Below are 17,317 nucleotides of genomic sequence, written 5' to 3'. Positions count from 1 at the left end.
CCAGCGCGGCCACGAGCCGTGTTGTCGTCGCATATCTCACAGGAGGAACATTGAAGATCAAGAGAATCGGCGTTGCAGCCATTGCTCTTGCTGCCGCCGGCGCATTGACGCTGTCAGGCTGCACGAGTGGCGGTGCTGACCCGTCGGCCCCTGCTGGCGATGCCACCGCGGTCATCACGACCAACGGCTCCGAGCCCCAGAACCCGCTGATCCCCACCAACACCAACGAGGTCGGTGGCGGCAAGATCCTCGACGCGATCTTCGCAGGTCTCGTCTACTACGACGCCAAGGGCGCTGCGCACAACGATGTCGCCGAGTCCATCGAGACCGACGACGCGCAGAACTACACGATCAAGCTCAAGGCCGACCAGAAGTTCACGAACGGCGAGCCCGTCACCGCGGCTTCGTTCGTCGACGCCTGGAACTACGGCGCGAACACGGCCAACGGCCCGCAGCTCTCGCAGTACTTCTTCGAGTCCATCGAAGGCTTCGACTACGAGGCAGAGGTCCCCGAGCTCTCCGGCCTCAAGGTCGTCGACGACACCACTTTCACGGTCAAGCTGAAGCAGCCCGAGTCGGACTTCCCGCTGCGTCTCGGCTACTCGGCCTTCTACCCGCTGCCCGAGTCGGCCTTCGAAGACCTCGCCGCGTTCGGTGAGAACCCGGTCGGCAACGGCCCGTACATGCTCGACGGCGAAGGCGCCTGGAAGCACAACGAGAAGATCGACCTCGTCGTGAACCCCGACTACGACGGCCCCCGCAAGGCGGTCAACGGTGGTCTCGACATCATCTTCTACGCCTCGCAGGACGCCGCGTACGCCGACCTCCAGGGCGGCAACCTCGACGTGCTCGACGCGATCCCCGACTCGGCTCTGGCCACCTTCCAGGACGAGTTCGGCGACCGCTCGGTCACTCAGGCCGCTGCGATCTTCCAGTCGTTCACGATCCCGGCGCGTCTCCCGCACTTCTCGGGTGAAGAGGGCAACCTCCGCCGCCAGGCGATCTCGATGGCGATCAACCGCGACGAGATCACCGACGTGATCTTCGCCGGCACCCGCACCCCGGCGCACGACTTCACGTCGCCGGTCATCGACGGCTACTCGGAAGAGATCCCCGGCTCCGAGGTGCTCGAGTACAACCCCGAAGAGGCGAAGAAGCTGTGGGCCGAGGCCGACGCGATCGCTCCCTGGGACGGCACCTTCAAGATCGCCTACAACGCTGACGGTGGCCACCAGGCCTGGGTCGACGCTGTGGCGAACGGCCTGAAGAACGACCTGGGCATCGAAGCCGCTGGCGACCCGTACCCCACGTTCGCTGAGGCGCGCACCAAGATCACCGACCGCACCATCCAGACGGCCTTCCGTTCGGGCTGGCAGGCGGACTACCCGGCGCTCTTCAACTTCCTCGGCCCGCTCTACGGAACCGGTGCCGGCTCGAACGATGGCGACTACTCGAACCCCGAGGTCGACACGCTCCTCAAGGAAGGCCTCTCCGAGACCGACATCGCTGCTGCGAACGAGAAGTTCCAGTCCGCTCAGGAGATCCTGTTCCAGGACCTCCCGGCCGTCCCGCTGTGGTACTCCACGGTGAACGGCGCTTGGAGCGAGGTCGTCAACGACGTCGAGTTCGGCTGGAACTCGGTACCGCTGTACTACCAGGTCACCAAGAGCGAGTAGTTCTCGATCAAGGACGACTCGGGGTTATACTCTGAGGCGCCCGTGGGGCGGCAGCCGAGCAGGCTGCCGCCCCACTCCCACGTATCCACGGTGTTCGCCTGATCGGCGTAGCATCGTGGAGTCGAACTCGCACAACGGTGAGGTTTCTTTCAACATGTCCACATTCGCAGAACGCAGGGCCTGATCCATGGCCGGCTATATCCTGCGCCGACTGCTGCAGGCGATCCCTGTCCTGCTCGGCACCACATTCCTGATCTATTTCATGGTCTTCGCCATGCCCGGCGACCCGATCGTCGCGCTCTTCGGCGACAAGACTCCGCCCCCGTCGGTCATTGAAGCCCTGCGTGAGCGGTACAACCTTGACAAGCCGTTCATCGTCCAGTACCTGATCTTCCTCGGCAACATCTTCACGGGAGACCTCGGTGTCTCGTTCTCGGGTCAGCCGGTCTCAGAGATCCTGATGGACACCTTCCCGGTCACGCTCCGCCTCGCGGCGATGGCAGTGTTCTTCGAAATGGTCGCCGGCATCTCGATCGGCCTCATCTCGGGTCTGCGCAAGGGCGGCATCTTCGACGCGAGCGCGCTCGTCGTGAGCCTCATCCTGATCTCGCTGCCGATCTTCGTGCTCGCGTTCGTGATGCAGTGGTTCTTCGGCATCTATCTGGGGTGGTTCAGAACCACGGTCGGGCCAGGGGCTCCAACGCAAGACCTGATATTGCCGGCCATCGTGCTGGCCACCATCAGTTTCGCCCAGATCGTCCGACTGACGCGGGCGTCGGTCATCGACACCGACGGACAGGACTTCGTTCGCACCGCAGCGAGCAAGGGCCTCTCCCGTGGGCGCATCGTCCCCGTGCACATCCTGCGCAACTCCCTCATCCCCGTCGTCACCTACCTCGCCGTCGACTTCGGCACGCTCATGGTCGGCGCGACGGTGACCGAGGGCATCTTCAACGTGCCCGGCGTCGGCCGCACGCTCTACCAGGCGATCATCCGAGGTGAGGGACCGACCGTCGTCTCCTTCGTGACGATCATGGTGCTGATCTACCTCGTGGTGAACCTGCTGGTGGATCTCCTGTACGCCGTTCTCGACCCGAGGATCCGTTATGCCAAGTAACACCAGACCAGACCAGCAGCACTACGTCGCGCCGCTCGAAGAGACGCCGCTCGTCGCCATCGACTCGGTCAAGGCCGAGGGCAAGCCCTCGAACCTGTGGACCGACGCGTGGAATGACGTGCGCAAGCGCCCGATGTTCTGGATCTCCTCCGTGCTGATCGTCCTCGTGGTCGTCGTCGCGCTGTTCCCCGGCCTGTTCACGCAGACGCCGCCGAACAACGGCTGCCTCCTCGCGAACAGCAACGGCGGTCCGACCGAGGGTCACCCGCTCGGGTTCACGAAGCAGGGCTGCGACATCTACTCGCGGATCATCCACGGCACGTCGACCTCGCTGGCCGTCGGCCTCATCGTGACGTTCCTCGTGGCGCTGCTCGGCATCGTCTTCGGTGCGTTCGCAGGCTTCTACGGCGGATGGCTCGACTCGGTGCTCTCGCGCCTGGGCGACATCTTCTTCTCGATCCCCTACATCCTCGCCGCCGTCGTCATCATGTCGGTGCTCTCCCAGTACCGGAACGTGTGGGTGATCTCGCTCGCGATCGGATTGTTCGCGTGGCCCGCGACCGCCCGTGTGCTGCGAGCCGAGATCCTGCGGGTGAAGAACGCCGACTTCGTCATGGCGTCGACGGCACTCGGCGTCTCGCGATTCCGCATCCTGCTGCGCCACGTGCTGCCGAACTCGATCGCACCGGTGCTCGTCATCACGACCATCTCGCTCGCCGGCGCGATCGTCGCCGAGGCGACCCTGTCGTTCCTCGGCGTCGGCCTGCCGACCGACATCATGTCGTGGGGCAACGACATCAGCCAGGCCCAGACCTCGCTGCGCACCGCGCCCCAGACGCTGATCCTGCCCTCGATCGCACTGTCGGTCACCGTGCTGAGCTTCATCATGCTCGGCGAGGTCGTGCGCGACGCGCTCGACCCGAAGGCGAGGGCGCAGCGATGAGCGAGACTTCGAACGGATCGAACGTGCAAACAGAACGCGCCGCTGGCGCCGAACGGCCGCTCCTCGAGATCAAGGATCTCCAGGTCGGCTTCAACACCCAGGACGGTCTCGTCAAGGCCGTCGACGGTGTCAACATCACCCTCTATCGCGGGCAGAGCCTCGCGATCGTGGGGGAGTCGGGCTCCGGCAAGTCGACGACCGCGCATGCGATCATCAACCTGCTCCCGGGCACCGGCCACGTGTCGGGCGGTCAGATCCTCCTCGACGGCCAGGACCTCACCAAGGCATCGAAGAAGGAGATGCAGACCGTCCGCGGCCGCAAGATCGGCTTCGTCCCGCAAGACCCGATGTCGAACCTCAACCCGGTGTGGTCGATCGGCTTCCAGGTCGAGGAGGCCATCAAGGCCAACGGCATCGCCACGGGTCGCAAAGAGGTCAAGCAGCGCGCCATCCAGGTGCTGAAGCAGGCGGGCCTCGGCGACGCCGATCGCCGCATGCGTCAGTTCCCGCACCAGTTCTCGGGCGGCATGCGCCAGCGCGTGCTGATCGGCATGGGGCTCGCGGCCAACCCGCAGCTGCTCATCGCCGACGAGCCGACCTCGGCGCTCGACGTCACGGTGCAGCGCGTCATCCTCGACCACCTCGAGTCGCTCACCCGTGAACTCGGCACGACCCTGCTGTTCATCACGCACGACCTCGGCCTCGCCGCCGAGCGCGCCGAGCAGCTCGTGGTCATGTACAAGGGCCGCGTCGTGGAGTCGGGACCGTCGGTCGAGATCCTGCAGAACCCGCAGCACCCCTACACGCAGCGTCTCGTCGCCGCGGCGCCGAGCCTCGCTTCGCGCCGCATCCAGGCGACGGGTTCGATCTCGGCGGCCGAGTCGTCGATGGCCGAGGGCGCAGCACATGCCGCAGGCGACGCGATCGACCTGATCGCGACCGCCGAGGCGCGTGCCGAGGCGCTGGCCGCAGCACCTGAAGCCGCACCGGCGATCGTCGTCGAAGACCTCACCAAGGTCTTCAAGATCCGTGGTTCGGGCGAGTTCACCGCGGTCGACAAGGTCTCGTTCCAGATCCCCAAGGGCACCACCATGGCGCTCGTGGGCGAGTCGGGCTCGGGCAAGTCGACCGTCGCGAAGATGCTGCTGAAGCTCGAAGACGCGACGAGCGGCAAGATCGTCGTCGGCGGAAAAGACCTGGCGAGCGTGACCGGCAAGGAGCTCTTCAACCTCCGCAGCCGCATGCAGCCGGTCTTCCAGGACCCGTACGGTTCGCTGAACCCGCTGCGCAACATCGGCAACACCATCGCCGAACCGTTGTTCACGCACAAGGTCGGCACCAACGCCTCGCGTCGTGAGCGGGTCTACGAGCTGCTCGACCAGGTCTCGCTGCCGCGCACGCTCATCAGCCGCTACCCGAACGAGCTCTCGGGCGGTCAGCGCCAGCGCATCGCCATCGCGCGTGCACTCGCACTGAAGCCCGAGATCGTGGTGCTCGACGAGGCCGTTTCGGCGCTCGACGTGCTCGTGCAGGCTCAGATCTTGCGCCTGCTCGCCGACCTGCAGGCCGAGCTCGGGCTGACGTACCTCTTCATCACGCACGACCTCGCGGTCGTGCGCGTCATCGCCGACCACGTCTGCGTGATGCAGAAGGGCCGCATCGTCGAGGCGGCGACCACCGACGAGGTGTTCGACAGCCCGCAGGAGCAGTACACGAAGGATCTCCTCGCGGCGATCCCCGGAGCGAGCATCGAGCTGGGCGCCTAGGCACCGAGCGGCACATGCGCCACGCGAGCGCCCGGCATCCGATCATTCGGAGGCCGGGCGCTTTCGCGTTCTCAGCTTGACGGGCGCGCGACAGGGTACGCTAGAGGGGCGCACGCCGTCACTGCGGCATCCTGCGCTCCCCACAGACCTTCATCTCAGCGCTTCCACGCTGTCTCCGTGCGCTGATCTCTTGCTCGGGGGCGACGGGGGGCCGGCACCCTCGAGGACCAAACATGGCCAACGCCACCCGGAATGATCTGCGAAACGTCGCGATCGTCGCACACGTCGACCACGGCAAGACCACGCTCGTCGACGCGATGCTCAACCAGACGCACTCCTTCGACGCGCACGCGCACGTCGAAGAGCGCGCGATGGACTCGAACGAGCTCGAGCGCGAAAAGGGCATCACGATCCTCGCCAAGAACACGGCGATCACGTACCAGGGTGCGCACGCCACCGAAGGCCCGATCACGATCAACGTGATCGACACCCCGGGTCACGCCGACTTCGGTGGCGAGGTGGAGCGCGGCCTGTCGATGGTCGACGGCGTCGTCCTCCTCGTCGACTCGAGCGAGGGCCCGCTGCCGCAGACCCGCTTCGTGCTCCGCAAGGCACTCGAGGCCCGCATGCCGGTGATCCTCCTCGTCAACAAGACCGACCGTCCCGACGCGCGCATCGACGAGGTCGTCGCCGAGAGCCAGGACCTGCTGCTCGGCCTCGCCTCCGACCTCGCCGACGACGTGCCCGACCTCGACCTCGATGCGATCCTCGACGTGCCGGTCGTCTACGCCTCGGGCCGCAACGGTGCTGCGAGCCACAACAAGCCCGGCAACGGCGAACTCCCCGACAACGCAGACCTCGAGCCGCTGTTCGAGGCGATCCTGCAGCACATCCCGGCGCCGACCTACGACGACGAGCACCCGCTGCAGGCGCACGTCACGAACCTCGACGCGTCGCCGTTCCTGGGCCGCCTCGCCCTGCTCCGCGTCTTCCACGGCACCATCAAGAAGGGCCAGACGGTCGCCTGGGTCAAGCACGACGGCACCGTCCAGAACGTGCGCGTGACCGAGCTCTTCCTCACGAAGGCGCTCGACCGCTACCCGGCCGAGAGCGCCGGCCCCGGCGACATCGCCGTGGTCGCGGGCTTCGAGGACATCATGATCGGCGACACGCTCGCCGACCCCGAAGATGTGCGTCCCCTCCCGATCATCGCGGTCGACGAGCCCGCGATCTCGATGACGATCGGCACGAACACGTCGCCGCTCGTCGGCAAGGTCAAGGGCCACAAGCTCACTGCCCGCATGGTGAAGGACCGCCTCGACCGCGAACTCGTCGGCAACGTGTCGCTGAAGGTCGTCGACATCGGCCGCCCCGACTCGTGGGAGGTGCAGGGCCGAGGCGAGCTCGCGCTCGCGATCCTCGTCGAGCAGATGCGTCGTGAGGGCTACGAGCTCACGGTCGGCAAGCCGCAGGTGGTCACCAAGCAGGTCGACGGCAAGGTGCACGAGCCCTACGAGCACCTCACGATCGACGCTCCCGAGGAGTACCTCGGCGCGATCACGCAGCTCCTCGCGTCTCGCAAGGGCCGTATGGACAACATGTCGAACCACGGCACGGGCTGGGTGCGCATGGAGTTCATCGTGCCGAGCCGCGGGCTCATCGGCTTCCGCACCGAGTTCATGACCACCACGCGCGGCACTGGAATCGCGAACGCGATCTCCCACGGCTACGACGCGTGGGCCGGCCAGATCGTGACGCGCAACAACGGCTCGATCGTCGCCGACCGCTCGGGCGTCGTGACGCCGTTCGCGATCATCGCCCTGCAGGAGCGCATGACGTTCTTCGTGAACCCGACCGAAGAGGTCTACGAGGGCATGGTCATCGGCGAGAACTCGCGCAACGACGACATGGACGTGAACATCACCAAGGAGAAGAAGCTGACCAACATGCGTCAGTCGACCTCCGACACGTTCGAGTCGATGACGCCCTCGCGCCAGCTCTCGCTCGAGGAGTGCCTCGAGTTCGCCCGTGAAGACGAGTGCGTCGAGGTCACGCCGGCCGCCGTGCGCATCCGCAAGGTCGAGCTCGACGCGACCGCCCGTGCCCGCACGACGTCGCGCCTGAAGAAGCAGAACTAGCAGGCGCTGCCGCAGACGAGCGGATGCCCCGGGGTCGATCGACCCCGGGGCATCCGCTTTTCGCAGTGCGGCTTTTCGCGTCGCATCAAGGGGAGACCGCTCTCACGTTCGGGGGGAACATGCATGCGCATTGGAGGTTCCTCCCAGAGTCGGTGCGTACCGTAGCTGAGGTTGTCTCGCACCTGACTCAGAAAATACGTAACGCACCCCATATATGACTCCCCCCAAGCACGGCCGCCGCGCGGCCACCTCCAGCCCTGCCCGCCCGACCTCCGAACTCCGCATCAGCCGGCTCACCGCCGGCATCCGGAGCAGCTTCGCTCGCTTCGACGACGCCCGCAGCAGCCGTGCCCGCACGGGCCCCGCTCGCATCGGCGCCGTTCGCACGGGCACCGTGTCGCTTCGGCCGACCCTCTCCGTCATCGCGATGTCGTTCGCAGCGGCCATGATGGTCGCCACGAGCGTTCCCGCGCTCGCCGTCACCGCGACCGACTCGGATGCGCGCGCCTCGGTCTACGCGCCGGTCGAAGACACGATCGAATACGCGCCGCAGACCGTCGAGGTCGGCAGTGAGGGCGTCATGTCGCAGCTCGCGGCAGAGCAGTACGCCGTCGAGGCCGCGCCGCCGCCCATCACGTCGCAGGTCGCGAGCCTCGGCAGTGTGGAGCTCATCGACACGGACGCGATCGTCTGGCCGGTGCAGAACCCCGGCAAGCGCAGCGGCGGCTTCGGCCCGCGCTCGGCGCCGTGCTCGGGCTGCTCGACCTTCCACGACGGCGTCGACTTCACCCCCGGCAACGGCACGCCCGTGATGTCGATCGCCGACGGCGTGGTCGTGCTCGCGACCGAGAACGGCGGCGGACTCGGCGTCAACGTCGAGGTGCAGCACAACATCGGCGGCCAGCTCATCACGAGCTCGTACGCCCACATGCAGAACGGCTCGATCGCCGTCGCGGTCGGTCAGCAGGTCACCGCAGGGCAGCAACTCGGACTCGTCGGCACGACCGGTCAGTCGACCGGCCCGCACCTCCACCTCGAGATGTTCGGCTCCGACGGCGTGCGGTTCGACGGCGTCGCCTGGCTGTCGTCGCGCGCGGGCTGACCGAAGCCGCGGCGCAGATGTGCCGCATCGCCTCGTCGGCTCAGACGCCGGTGAAGACGGGGTCGCGCTTGTCGATGAAGGCTGCGACGCCCTCGCGCATGTCATTCGTGCGGAACGCATCGCCGAAGGCCGCGATCTCGAGCTCGGTCGCCGACTCCGTGCGGCGGCCCGCGGCGTCGACGAGCACCCGCTTGGCGAGGGCCACCGCGGGCGCGGCGTTCGCACCCACGTCAGCGAGCGTGGCCCTGGCCCCCGCGAAGAGTGACTCGCGGTCGGGGAACGACCGCACGACGAGGCCGATCGCGACCGCTTCGGCCGCGTCGATGCGCCTGCCCGTGTAGATGAGCTCCTTCGCGCGGGCGAGTCCGACCGCCCGGGGGAGGCGCACGGTGCCTCCGAAGCCCGGGATGAGACCCAGATGCACCTCGGGTTGACCGAAGGTCGAGGCATCCGTCGCGTAGATGAAGTCGCAGGCGAGCGCGAGCTCGAGGCCGCCGCCGAGCGCGAAGCCGTCGACGCACGCGATCACAGGGGCGGACAGGCCCTCGATCGCCGCGGCCACACGGTGGCCGAGGCGCGACGCCTCCTCGCCCTGCTCCGGCGTGAGTCCCGCCATCGACCGGATGTCGGCCCCCGCGACGAACGCGCGACCGCCCGCGCCGGTGACCAGCACGCCGCGCACGGCGCTGCCTTCGGCGGCGAGCGACTCGACGGCGCCGAGCAGGGCGGAGAGCACGTCGGGGGAGAGGGCGTTCAGCGCCTTCGGGCGGTCGATCGTCACGATCGCGAGGCCGCCGTCGCGCTCGACGCGCACATCGGGCGCATTCTCGTTGGTGCTGGGCTCGGCCATCATCGGTCCTCTCCGCACGGCCCGTTCCGTGTCCCGCCCCACGCTACGCCATCGCCCCGGTGGGGCCGGGCGATAGAATTCCGAGCAGGGGCGATCGGATGCCGCGTGGCGCCTGCCCGCCCTCTCCCAGACCGCTGCACGCGAGGAGCCGGCCATGCGACAGTCCATCACCCACCGCCGTGCGGGCACTGCGGTGGTGATCGCCGCGGTGACCGCGACGCTGCTCACCGGCTGCTTCCCGAACCCCGGCGACCTCGTCAACCAGGGCGTCGAAGACGCCATCAAAGACGCCACGGGCGGCGACGTCAGCCTGAGCGGCGAACTGCCCGCCGACTTCCCCGCGTCGATCGCGCTCGTCGACGGCGAGATCACGTTCGCCGCGGGCTCAGCAGGGTCCGAAGGATGGATCGTGATCGTCTCGTCGAGCGCGGCGGACCCCGTCGCCGATGCGGCCGCGAAGCTCGAGGCGGCGGGATTCACCGAGGACACCACCCTGAGCGGTGACAACGCGAGCGCCGTCGTGTACTCCGACGGCGAGTACATCGTGCTCCTCGCGGGCGACGGCGAGGCCGTCACGTACACCGTCACGCAGCAGCCGAAATGACGAACCGGAGCAGCCGAATCGGCACGATCGTCGTCGCCTTCCTGGTCGGGCTCGCCTACGGCACCCTCGGCACGGTCGGACACCGCGCAACGCTGCAGGTCGGCGAGGTCTCGATCCCGTGGGGTCTCGTCGCCGCACTCGTCGGGGTCGCGGCACTGCTGCTCGGCATGCGTCTCGTCGCGGGCGGGCGAGCGGCCGCGGCCGCGGCCGGCGCGGGCATCGTCGTGGCGGTCGCCGTGCTCACCCTGCCGGGCCCGGGCGGATCGGTGCTGATCGTGGGCGACCTCACGGGCACCATCTGGTCGGTCGCGCCCGCCCTCATCGCGGTGTTCGTCGTCGCGTGGCCCAAGCTGCCGTCACGGCAGCCGCGCGACGCCTAGACTGGAATCCCAGCCTCTCGAAGGGACAGCGAACACCGTGACCTATGTCATCGCCCTTCCGTGCGTCGACGTCAAAGACCGCGCCTGCATCGACGAATGCCCCGTCGACTGCATCTACGAGGGTGAGCGCTCGCTCTACATCCACCCCGACGAATGCGTCGACTGCGGTGCGTGCGAGCCGGTCTGCCCCGTCGAGGCGATCTACTACGAAGACGACCTGCCCGAGATGTGGGCCGACTACTACAAGGCCAACGTCGAGTTCTTCGACGACATCGGCTCGCCCGGCGGCGCGGCCAAGATCGGCGTCATTCCGAAGGACCACCCCGTGATCGCGGTGCTCCCTCCTCAGGCGCACTGAGCATGGCTCGCGGCGACCTGCCCGACTACCCGTGGGACCTCATGGCGCCGTTCCGTGAGCGTGCGGCGGCGCATCCCGAGGGGGTCGTCGACCTGTCGATCGGCTCGCCGGTCGACCCCACACCGGTGCTCGTGCGCGAGGCGCTCGCGAATGCGACCGATGCCCACGCCTACCCGCAGACCACCGGCACCGACGAGCTCCGCGGCGCGATCATCGACTGGTTCGCCCGCCGACGAGGGGTGACCGGGCTCACCGAGGCCAACGTGCTGCCCACGGTCGGATCCAAGGAACTGGTCGCGCTCCTGCCGTTCCTGCTGGGGCTCGGCGAAGGCGACGTCGTCGTGCACCCCCGGGCGGCCTATCCCAGCTACGAGATGGGCGCCGTGCTCGTCGGCGCCACGTCGATGGCCTCCGACGACCCTGCGGAGTGGCCGGCCGCGACGAAGCTCGTGTGGCTGAACAGCCCGGGCAACCCCGACGGCCGGGTGCTCACGATCGACGAGTTGCGCGCCGCGCGCGAGCGCGCCCTCGAACTCGACGCGATCATCGTCGGCGACGAGTGCTACGCCGAGCTCGGCTGGGAGGGCGAGTGGGCGGATGGCCCGATCCCGAGCCTGCTCGACCCGCGCGTCGTCGGCGACAGCCGCCGCAACACGCTCGTCGCCTACTCGCTGTCGAAGCAGTCGAACATGGCCGGCTACCGCACCGCCTTCATCGCGGGCTGCCGTACCGTCATCGGGCGCATCACGACCGTGCGCAAGCACGCGGGACTCATGCTCCCGCAGCCGCTGCAGGCCGCGATGATCGCCGCGCTCCGCGACGACGAGCACGTCGCCGAGCAGAAGGCGCGCTACCGTGCGCGTCGCGAGCTGTTGAAGCCCGCACTCGAGGCCGCCGGCTTCCGTGTCGACCGCAGCGAGGCGGGGCTCTACCTCTGGGCGACCGAGGGACGCGACGGGTGGGACTCGATCGGCCGGCTCGCCGACCTCGGCATCGTCGCAGGCCCGGGCCACTTCTACGGCGTGCACCACCCCGAGCACGTGCGACTGTCGCTGACGGCGACCGACGAGCGCATCGCGGCCGCGGCCGAGCGACTCCGGGCCGCCGCCGCGGCGTGACATCCGCAGCATCGTGTGAGGCGTCGCCGCGCCGACTGTGACTCTCGCCAACGGATAGGATGATCTGTTGGCGGGTGCGACAGTGTGTTCGGAGCCCGTCTAGGCTGTATTCGGGTCGAGACCGCCAGAGCGATCGAGACCGGAAAGCAGGTGACCGCGCAAGTGACGATCACAGGAGGCGCCGTGAGCGACGTCCGGAACAATGCGGCCGGGGAGACCCCCCAGACCGCGACCCTGAGCTTCGGCAGCACCACCGCCGAACTGCCCGTCCATCGTGCGGTGCAGGGCAACTCGAGCATCGACGTGTCGACGCTGACCCGTCAGACCGGGCTCACCGCGCTCGACTACGGGTTCGTCAACACCGCGTCGACGCGGTCCGCGATCACGTACATCGACGGCGAGCAGGGCATCCTGCGCTACCGCGGGTACCCGATCGAGGAACTCGCGGCGAACTCGACGTTCCTCGAGGTCGCGTGGCTGCTCATCTACGGTGAGCTGCCGACCGCCGACCAGCTGGGCGAGTTCGACGAGAAGATCCGTCACCACACGCTGCTGCACGAAGACCTGAAGCGCTTCTTCTCGTCGCTGCCGCACACGGCGCACCCCATGTCGGTGCTCTCGAGCGCCGTGTCGGCCCTCTCGACGTACTACGAGGACTCGACCGACCCGAACGACCCCGAGCAGGTCGAGCTCACCATGGTGCGCCTGCTCGCGAAGCTGCCGGTCATCGCGGCCTACGCGCACAAGAAGTCGATCGGCCAGGCGTTCCTGTACCCCGACAACTCGCTGTCGTTCGTCGACAACTTCCTGAAGCTCAACTTCGGCAACATGGCCGAGCCGTTCCAGGTCGACCCGGTGCTCTCCACCGCGCTCGACCGGCTGCTCATCCTGCATGAAGACCATGAGCAGAATGCGTCGACCTCGACCGTGCGCCTCGTCGGTTCGACCGGCGCGAACCTCTACGCCTCGATCTCCGCGGGCATCCAGGCGCTCTCGGGTCCGCTCCACGGCGGCGCCAACGAGGCCGTGCTGCAGATGCTCGGCCGCATCCGCGACTCCGGCGAAGGCGTCGAGAAGTTCGTCGAGCGCGTGAAGAACAAGGAAGACGGCGTGAAGCTCATGGGCTTCGGGCACCGTGTCTACAAGAACTACGACCCGCGGGCGACGATCGTCAAGCAGTCGGCCGACGAGGTGCTCGCCGGACTCGGCGTCGCCGACCCGTTGCTCGACATCGCCAAGGAGCTCGAGCAGTTCGCCCTGCAGGACGACTACTTCAAGGAGCGTCGTCTCTACCCGAACGTCGACTTCTACACCGGCGTCATCTACAAGGCGATGGGCTTCCCGACGCGCATGTTCACCGTGCTCTTCGCGATCGGCCGCCTGCCCGGCTGGATGGCGCACTGGCGCGAGATGAACCTCGACCCGCAGACGAAGATCGGGCGACCGCAGCAGCTCTACATCGGCGAGCCCGAGCGGCACCACCCCTCGGCCTGAGCCGCAGCACCACGACCGAACGCCGGTCCCGCCTTCGGGCGGGCCGGCGTTTCGCGTGTCGGGTCGGGTCAGCCCGCAGGCGTCAGCGTCAGCGTGTCTTTCGCGGCAGCCTCGACGGCCTCGCGGGTGAACGCCCAGTCGCGGAGCTCCCCGCCCTGCCAGAGTGGAGCCTGGTCGGCGTAGTTCGCGTGGAACGCGTGGCCCGACGCGCCCGTGAGGTTGATCCAGCGTGACGCGTCGCGGTCGGCCATGTCGACCACCATGCGCATCGACGGAACCCAGTCGACGCCGTACCCGATGCTCGCGTCCCAGCCGATGGCGTTGACGATCGACGAGCCTCCGCCGAGCTCGTAGGGGCCCCGGTTGAAGAGCCATTCGATCGGGGCGATGCCCGACTCGCCGAAGCTCTGGTTGGTGAGCGTCAGCGTGTGCAGGCGGCCCCAGCGCCACGCGTCGGGGTTCGAGCCCATGCGACTCGTCGACTCCGTCCAGGCGGCACCGAGGGCATGCGCGATCATCGCGTCGCGGCCGGCGACACCGAGCTCGTCGTTCGTCCACCACGACGACTCGGGTTCTCCGAGCAGGGTGCCGACGACGTTGAACCAGCGGTCGCCGCCCTGCGGCTGCGCCGATTCGGGCAGCCCGCCGAACATGTCGTCGAGCAGGGTGCGCCAGAACACGGCGAAGTAGGCGGCCTGCGCGCTGTCGACGTCGGCGCCGCCGTCCCATCCGCGGAGGAGGTCGGCTCCGCGCCCGGCGTCGCCGATGAGATCGAGCGACGCGATGACCGGGAGGAACGCGTCGGCGTTCGCGTCACCGGTGTCGAGCTGGATCTCGGCGATCGAGTCGACCGTGAACTGCTCGCCGGCGTCGATGCGTTCGCGGATCAGGCGGTCGATGCCGGCGGCGCGATAGCCGTAGTCCCAGTCCTTCGTGAGCATCGGACCGTCGGGGCCCGCGGCGGCGTTGTTGGCCGTCACGATGTATCCGGTGGCAGGGTTCAGCACCGAGGGCAGCTGGTCGAACGGGATCGTGCCCGACCAGCCGTTCGCGCTCGTCCATCCGGGCATGGGCAGGGTGCCGTCGCCGGTCTTGCGCACGGGGACGCGGCCCGGCGCCTGATAGCCGATGTTGCCCGCGGTATCGGCGTAGATGAGGTTCTGCGCGGGGACGTCGAAGAGCGCTGCCGCGGCGCGGAAGCCCTCCCAGTCCTGCGCCTTGTCGAGGGCGAAGATCGCCCCGGCCGTCGTGCCGGGCGTCAGGGCGGTCCACTGCAGCGACACTGCGTACTCGCCCCCGGGCTGGCCGGAGGCTGTCGGGTACTCGGCCGCGACGCCCGCGAAGTCGTCGCGGATGTCGGTCACGATCGGACCGCGCGCCGTCGAGCGCACGGTGACCGTGACGGGGTCGCCGCCGGCGACCTCGATCGTCTCCTCGCGGAGCGTGAGGGGCACGAGCGCGCCGTCGAGTTCGTAGGAGTCGCCGTCGATGCGCTCGAGGTACAGATCGGCGACGTCGGGCCCGAGGTTGGTGAAGCCCCACGCGACGGCGGGGTTCTGCCCGATGACGATGCCGGGCAGGCCCGAGAACGAGTACCCGGCGACGTCGAAGCCGCAGGTCTCGGTGATCTCGACGCAGTGCAGGCCCATCTGGGTCCAGATGGAGGGCATCGCGGGGCCGAGGTGCGGGTCGTTCGCGAGCAGCGGCAGGCCCGACTCGGTCAGGGCACCGCCCACGACCCACGAGTTCGAGCCGATGTCGCCCCCCTCGGGGCCGAGCAGCTCGGGCACGCCGTCGATCGCCGTGCGCAGGGTGGCGAGGGCGGCGACGTAGTCGGAAGCGGATGCCGCGGCGGCATCCGTCTCGATCGTGTCGGCCTCACCCGGAATCGGGGTCGTCGAGAGCGCCGCGGTGGCCGCAGCGGGCTGTCCGTCCACGATCGTGGGCATGGTGTTCCAGGGGAAGTCGGGATGGAGGCGCGCGACCTCCTCGGGGGGAAGCACGGTCGAGAGCATCGCGCGGTCGATCTCGTCGCCGAGGTTGGAGCGCAGGTCCCACGCCATCGCCTTCAGCCACGCGATCGAGTCGACGCCCGACCAGGGCTCGGGGGAGTAGCCGGGGTTCTGCAGTCCGAGCACGGCGTACTCGAGCGACAGGTCGGCGCCGCCGCGTTCGTCGAGATAGGCGTTCACGCCCTCGGCGTAGGCGTCGTAGTAGGCCTTCGAGACCTCGCCGAGTGCGTCGTACTCCAGCTGGGCGATGCCTCGCCAGTCGAGCGTGCGGATGAACGTGTCGGTGCCGATCTGGGACTCGCCGAACATCTCGGCGAGCCGGCCGGCGGTGACGTGCCGGCGGAAGTCCATCTCCCAGAAGCGATCCTGCGCATGCACGTACCCCTGAGCGAAGAACAGGTCGTGATCGGTCTCGGCGTAGAGCTGCGGAATGCCGGCGTCGTCGCGGACGACGGTCACCTCTGCGCCGAGCCCGGGAACGTCGATCGCGCCGTTCGTCGTCGGGAACGAGCGCTGCACGGTCCACCAGCCGAGTCCGGCCGCCACGACGGCCAGCGCGAGCACGGTGATGAGCAGGCCGATGACGAACCTCATCGCTCGATGCCGGCCTGTTCGCGGTGCGTCGGTACCCACGCCACTCCTTCGTGCTGCGCAAGACGAGGGGCCGCCCCGTGGCGGCCCGAGTCACCAACTGTAGCCGAGAGTCCTCGGGTTGAGGAGGGTCGTTGCAGGGCTGTGATGTGGGTCGAACCGTGCGGCTCGAGCCGCACGGTTCCGCGGGCTACGCGTGCAGTGCGGCGTTCAGTTGCACGCCCTCGCCTGAGCGGGAGAGCGCCTCGACCTGGCCGTTCAGCGAGTTGCGACGGAAGAGCAGGTTCGGCACGCCCGAGAGCACGACGGCCTTGACGGTGTTCGGTCGCTCACCCGGCCCGCCGTGCAGCACGACCTTCGTGCCCGCGGTGACGTAGAGGCCGGCCTCGACGACGCTGTCGTCGCCGATCGAGATGCCGATGCCCGAGTTCGCTCCGAGGAGCGCACGCTCGCCGATGACGACGCGCTGCGTGCCGCCGCCCGAGAGGGTGCCCATGATGGATGCCCCGCCGCCGATGTCGGAGCCGTCGCCGACGACGACGCCCTGCGAGATGCGGCCCTCGACCATCGATGCGCCGAGCGTGCCGGCGTTGAAGTTCACGAAGCCCTCGTGCATGACGGTCGTGCCCGGTGCGAGGTGCGCGCCGAGGCGCACGCGCGCGGCGTCGGCGATGCGCACGCGCTCGGGGGTGACGTAGTCGAGCAGGCGCGGGAACTTGTCGACGCTGACGGCGTGGATGCCGGCGCGCTGCAGGGCGGGGCGCAAGCGGTCGAAGTCGGTCGGATGCACCGGCCCCGCGTTGGTCCAGACCACGGCGGGAAGGTGGGCGAAGATGCCGTCGAGGTTCACGGTGTTCGGCGCCGCGAGCAGGTGGGAGAGCACGTGCAGGCGCAGGTACGCGTCGCCCGTGCCCGCGGGCGCAGCGTCGAGGTCGATGGTCAGTTCGACGACGTCGACGCGCACGTTGCGGCGAGCATCGTCGCCCGCGAGCGCCGCGTGTTCTGCAGCGAGCGGGGATGCCTCGGCCCCGAGCTTCGGCGCGGGGAACCAGGCGTCGAGCACCGTGCCGTCGCCGGCGATCGTCGTGAGTCCGGTGGCGGAGGCCGTGCGGGGAGGAGTGATGGCGTCGTTGTTCGCGGGCATGTCTCAAGGGTAGCGAGGGGTGTC

General features: G+C 68.5%; 14 protein-coding genes. 11 read left to right on the top strand and 3 right to left on the bottom strand.

Annotated features, from left to right (window positions below; genetic code table 11):
* Nucleotides 1-50: 50 nt before the first annotated feature.
* The 6 genes from JOE59_RS10265 to JOE59_RS10240 all read left to right on the top strand — a co-directional run bounded on the left by JOE59_RS10265 (nucleotide 51) and on the right by JOE59_RS10240 (nucleotide 8,742).
* Nucleotides 51-1,676 (top strand): peptide ABC transporter substrate-binding protein, encoded by a 1,626-nt coding sequence (locus tag JOE59_RS10265; RefSeq protein WP_204460277.1) that lies wholly within the window; start codon nucleotides 51-53, stop codon nucleotides 1,674-1,676.
* 187 nt (nucleotides 1,677-1,863) lie between these two features.
* The gene (locus JOE59_RS10260) at nucleotides 1,864-2,793 is read left to right on the top strand and encodes an ABC transporter permease (RefSeq protein ID WP_204460276.1); all 930 of its coding nucleotides are present in this window, start codon (nucleotides 1,864-1,866) and stop codon (nucleotides 2,791-2,793) included.
* The gene (locus tag JOE59_RS10255) at nucleotides 2,783-3,736 is read left to right on the top strand and encodes an ABC transporter permease (RefSeq protein ID WP_204460275.1); all 954 of its coding nucleotides are present in this window, start codon (nucleotides 2,783-2,785) and stop codon (nucleotides 3,734-3,736) included. Before JOE59_RS10260 ends, JOE59_RS10255 begins: the two co-directional genes overlap by 11 nt.
* On the top strand, nucleotides 3,733-5,502 hold the full coding sequence (locus JOE59_RS10250) for a dipeptide ABC transporter ATP-binding protein (RefSeq protein ID WP_204460274.1): 1,770 nt from the start codon (nucleotides 3,733-3,735) through the stop codon (nucleotides 5,500-5,502). The genes JOE59_RS10255 and JOE59_RS10250 overlap by 4 nt, the downstream gene beginning before the upstream one ends.
* A 233-nt stretch (nucleotides 5,503-5,735) precedes the next feature.
* Nucleotides 5,736-7,640, top strand: coding sequence for a translational GTPase TypA (typA, locus tag JOE59_RS10245; protein ID WP_204460273.1), 1,905 nt, complete (start codon nucleotides 5,736-5,738; stop codon nucleotides 7,638-7,640).
* A gap of 214 nt (nucleotides 7,641-7,854) precedes the next feature.
* Nucleotides 7,855-8,742, top strand: coding sequence for a M23 family metallopeptidase (locus tag JOE59_RS10240; RefSeq protein WP_204460272.1), 888 nt, complete (start codon nucleotides 7,855-7,857; stop codon nucleotides 8,740-8,742).
* Between the two features lie 40 nt (nucleotides 8,743-8,782).
* On the opposite strand, the gene JOE59_RS10235 is transcribed toward JOE59_RS10240, so the two are convergent.
* Complete coding sequence (locus JOE59_RS10235) at nucleotides 8,783-9,592, bottom strand: enoyl-CoA hydratase/isomerase family protein (RefSeq protein ID WP_204460271.1); 810 nt, start codon at nucleotides 9,590-9,592, stop codon at nucleotides 8,783-8,785.
* Between the two features lie 154 nt (nucleotides 9,593-9,746).
* On the opposite strand from JOE59_RS10235, the gene JOE59_RS10230 reads away from it, so the two are divergent.
* From JOE59_RS10230 to JOE59_RS10210, 5 genes are all read left to right on the top strand, one after another.
* The gene (locus JOE59_RS10230) at nucleotides 9,747-10,196 is read left to right on the top strand and encodes a hypothetical protein (RefSeq protein ID WP_204460270.1); all 450 of its coding nucleotides are present in this window, start codon (nucleotides 9,747-9,749) and stop codon (nucleotides 10,194-10,196) included.
* Complete coding sequence (locus tag JOE59_RS10225) at nucleotides 10,193-10,576, top strand: DUF6113 family protein (RefSeq protein WP_204460268.1); 384 nt, start codon at nucleotides 10,193-10,195, stop codon at nucleotides 10,574-10,576. The genes JOE59_RS10230 and JOE59_RS10225 overlap by 4 nt, the downstream gene beginning before the upstream one ends.
* A 37-nt stretch (nucleotides 10,577-10,613) precedes the next feature.
* Complete coding sequence (gene fdxA, locus JOE59_RS10220) at nucleotides 10,614-10,934, top strand: ferredoxin (RefSeq protein ID WP_056658762.1); 321 nt, start codon at nucleotides 10,614-10,616, stop codon at nucleotides 10,932-10,934.
* Between the two features lie 2 nt (nucleotides 10,935-10,936).
* Nucleotides 10,937-12,052, top strand: coding sequence for a succinyldiaminopimelate transaminase (gene dapC / locus JOE59_RS10215; RefSeq protein WP_204460267.1), 1,116 nt, complete (start codon nucleotides 10,937-10,939; stop codon nucleotides 12,050-12,052).
* Nucleotides 12,053-12,235: 183 nt separating this feature from the next.
* Nucleotides 12,236-13,546 carry a citrate synthase gene (locus JOE59_RS10210; protein ID WP_204460266.1) on the top strand — a complete coding sequence of 437 codons (1,311 nt, stop codon included), beginning with the start codon at nucleotides 12,236-12,238 and terminating at the stop codon, nucleotides 13,544-13,546.
* A 68-nt stretch (nucleotides 13,547-13,614) separates the two neighbouring features.
* Here JOE59_RS10210 and JOE59_RS10205 read toward each other — a convergent pair whose 3' ends face one another.
* Together JOE59_RS10205 and dapD are read right to left on the bottom strand one after the other, a co-directional pair.
* Nucleotides 13,615-16,152 (bottom strand): penicillin acylase family protein, encoded by a 2,538-nt coding sequence (locus JOE59_RS10205; protein ID WP_204460265.1) that lies wholly within the window; start codon nucleotides 16,150-16,152, stop codon nucleotides 13,615-13,617.
* 187 nt (nucleotides 16,153-16,339) lie between these two features.
* Nucleotides 16,340-17,293, bottom strand: coding sequence for a 2,3,4,5-tetrahydropyridine-2,6-dicarboxylate N-succinyltransferase (gene dapD, locus JOE59_RS10200; protein ID WP_204460264.1), 954 nt, complete (start codon nucleotides 17,291-17,293; stop codon nucleotides 16,340-16,342).
* Nucleotides 17,294-17,317: the final 24 nt, after the last annotated feature.

Source organism: Agromyces cerinus (assembly GCF_016907835.1).
Taxonomy (GTDB): domain Bacteria; phylum Actinomycetota; class Actinomycetes; order Actinomycetales; family Microbacteriaceae; genus Agromyces; species Agromyces nitratus.
This window is presented reverse-complemented; position numbering and strand designations above follow the sequence as displayed.

Coding starts and splice junctions, on each gene's coding strand:
- JOE59_RS10260 (WP_204460276.1), top strand. CDS start 1,864: ATGGCCGGCTATATCCTGCGCCGACTGCTGCAGGCGATCCCTGTCCTG.
- JOE59_RS10255 (WP_204460275.1), top strand. CDS start 2,783: ATGCCAAGTAACACCAGACCAGACCAGCAGCACTACGTCGCGCCGCTC.
- JOE59_RS10250 (WP_204460274.1), top strand. CDS start 3,733: ATGAGCGAGACTTCGAACGGATCGAACGTGCAAACAGAACGCGCCGCT.
- typA (WP_204460273.1), top strand. CDS start 5,736: ATGGCCAACGCCACCCGGAATGATCTGCGAAACGTCGCGATCGTCGCA.
- JOE59_RS10240 (WP_204460272.1), top strand. CDS start 7,855: ATGACTCCCCCCAAGCACGGCCGCCGCGCGGCCACCTCCAGCCCTGCC.
- JOE59_RS10235 (WP_204460271.1), bottom strand. CDS start 9,592: ATGGCCGAGCCCAGCACCAACGAGAATGCGCCCGATGTGCGCGTCGAG.
- JOE59_RS10230 (WP_204460270.1), top strand. CDS start 9,747: ATGCGACAGTCCATCACCCACCGCCGTGCGGGCACTGCGGTGGTGATC.
- JOE59_RS10225 (WP_204460268.1), top strand. CDS start 10,193: ATGACGAACCGGAGCAGCCGAATCGGCACGATCGTCGTCGCCTTCCTG.
- dapC (WP_204460267.1), top strand. CDS start 10,937: ATGGCTCGCGGCGACCTGCCCGACTACCCGTGGGACCTCATGGCGCCG.
- JOE59_RS10205 (WP_204460265.1), bottom strand. CDS start 16,152: ATGAGGTTCGTCATCGGCCTGCTCATCACCGTGCTCGCGCTGGCCGTC.
- dapD (WP_204460264.1), bottom strand. CDS start 17,293: ATGCCCGCGAACAACGACGCCATCACTCCTCCCCGCACGGCCTCCGCC.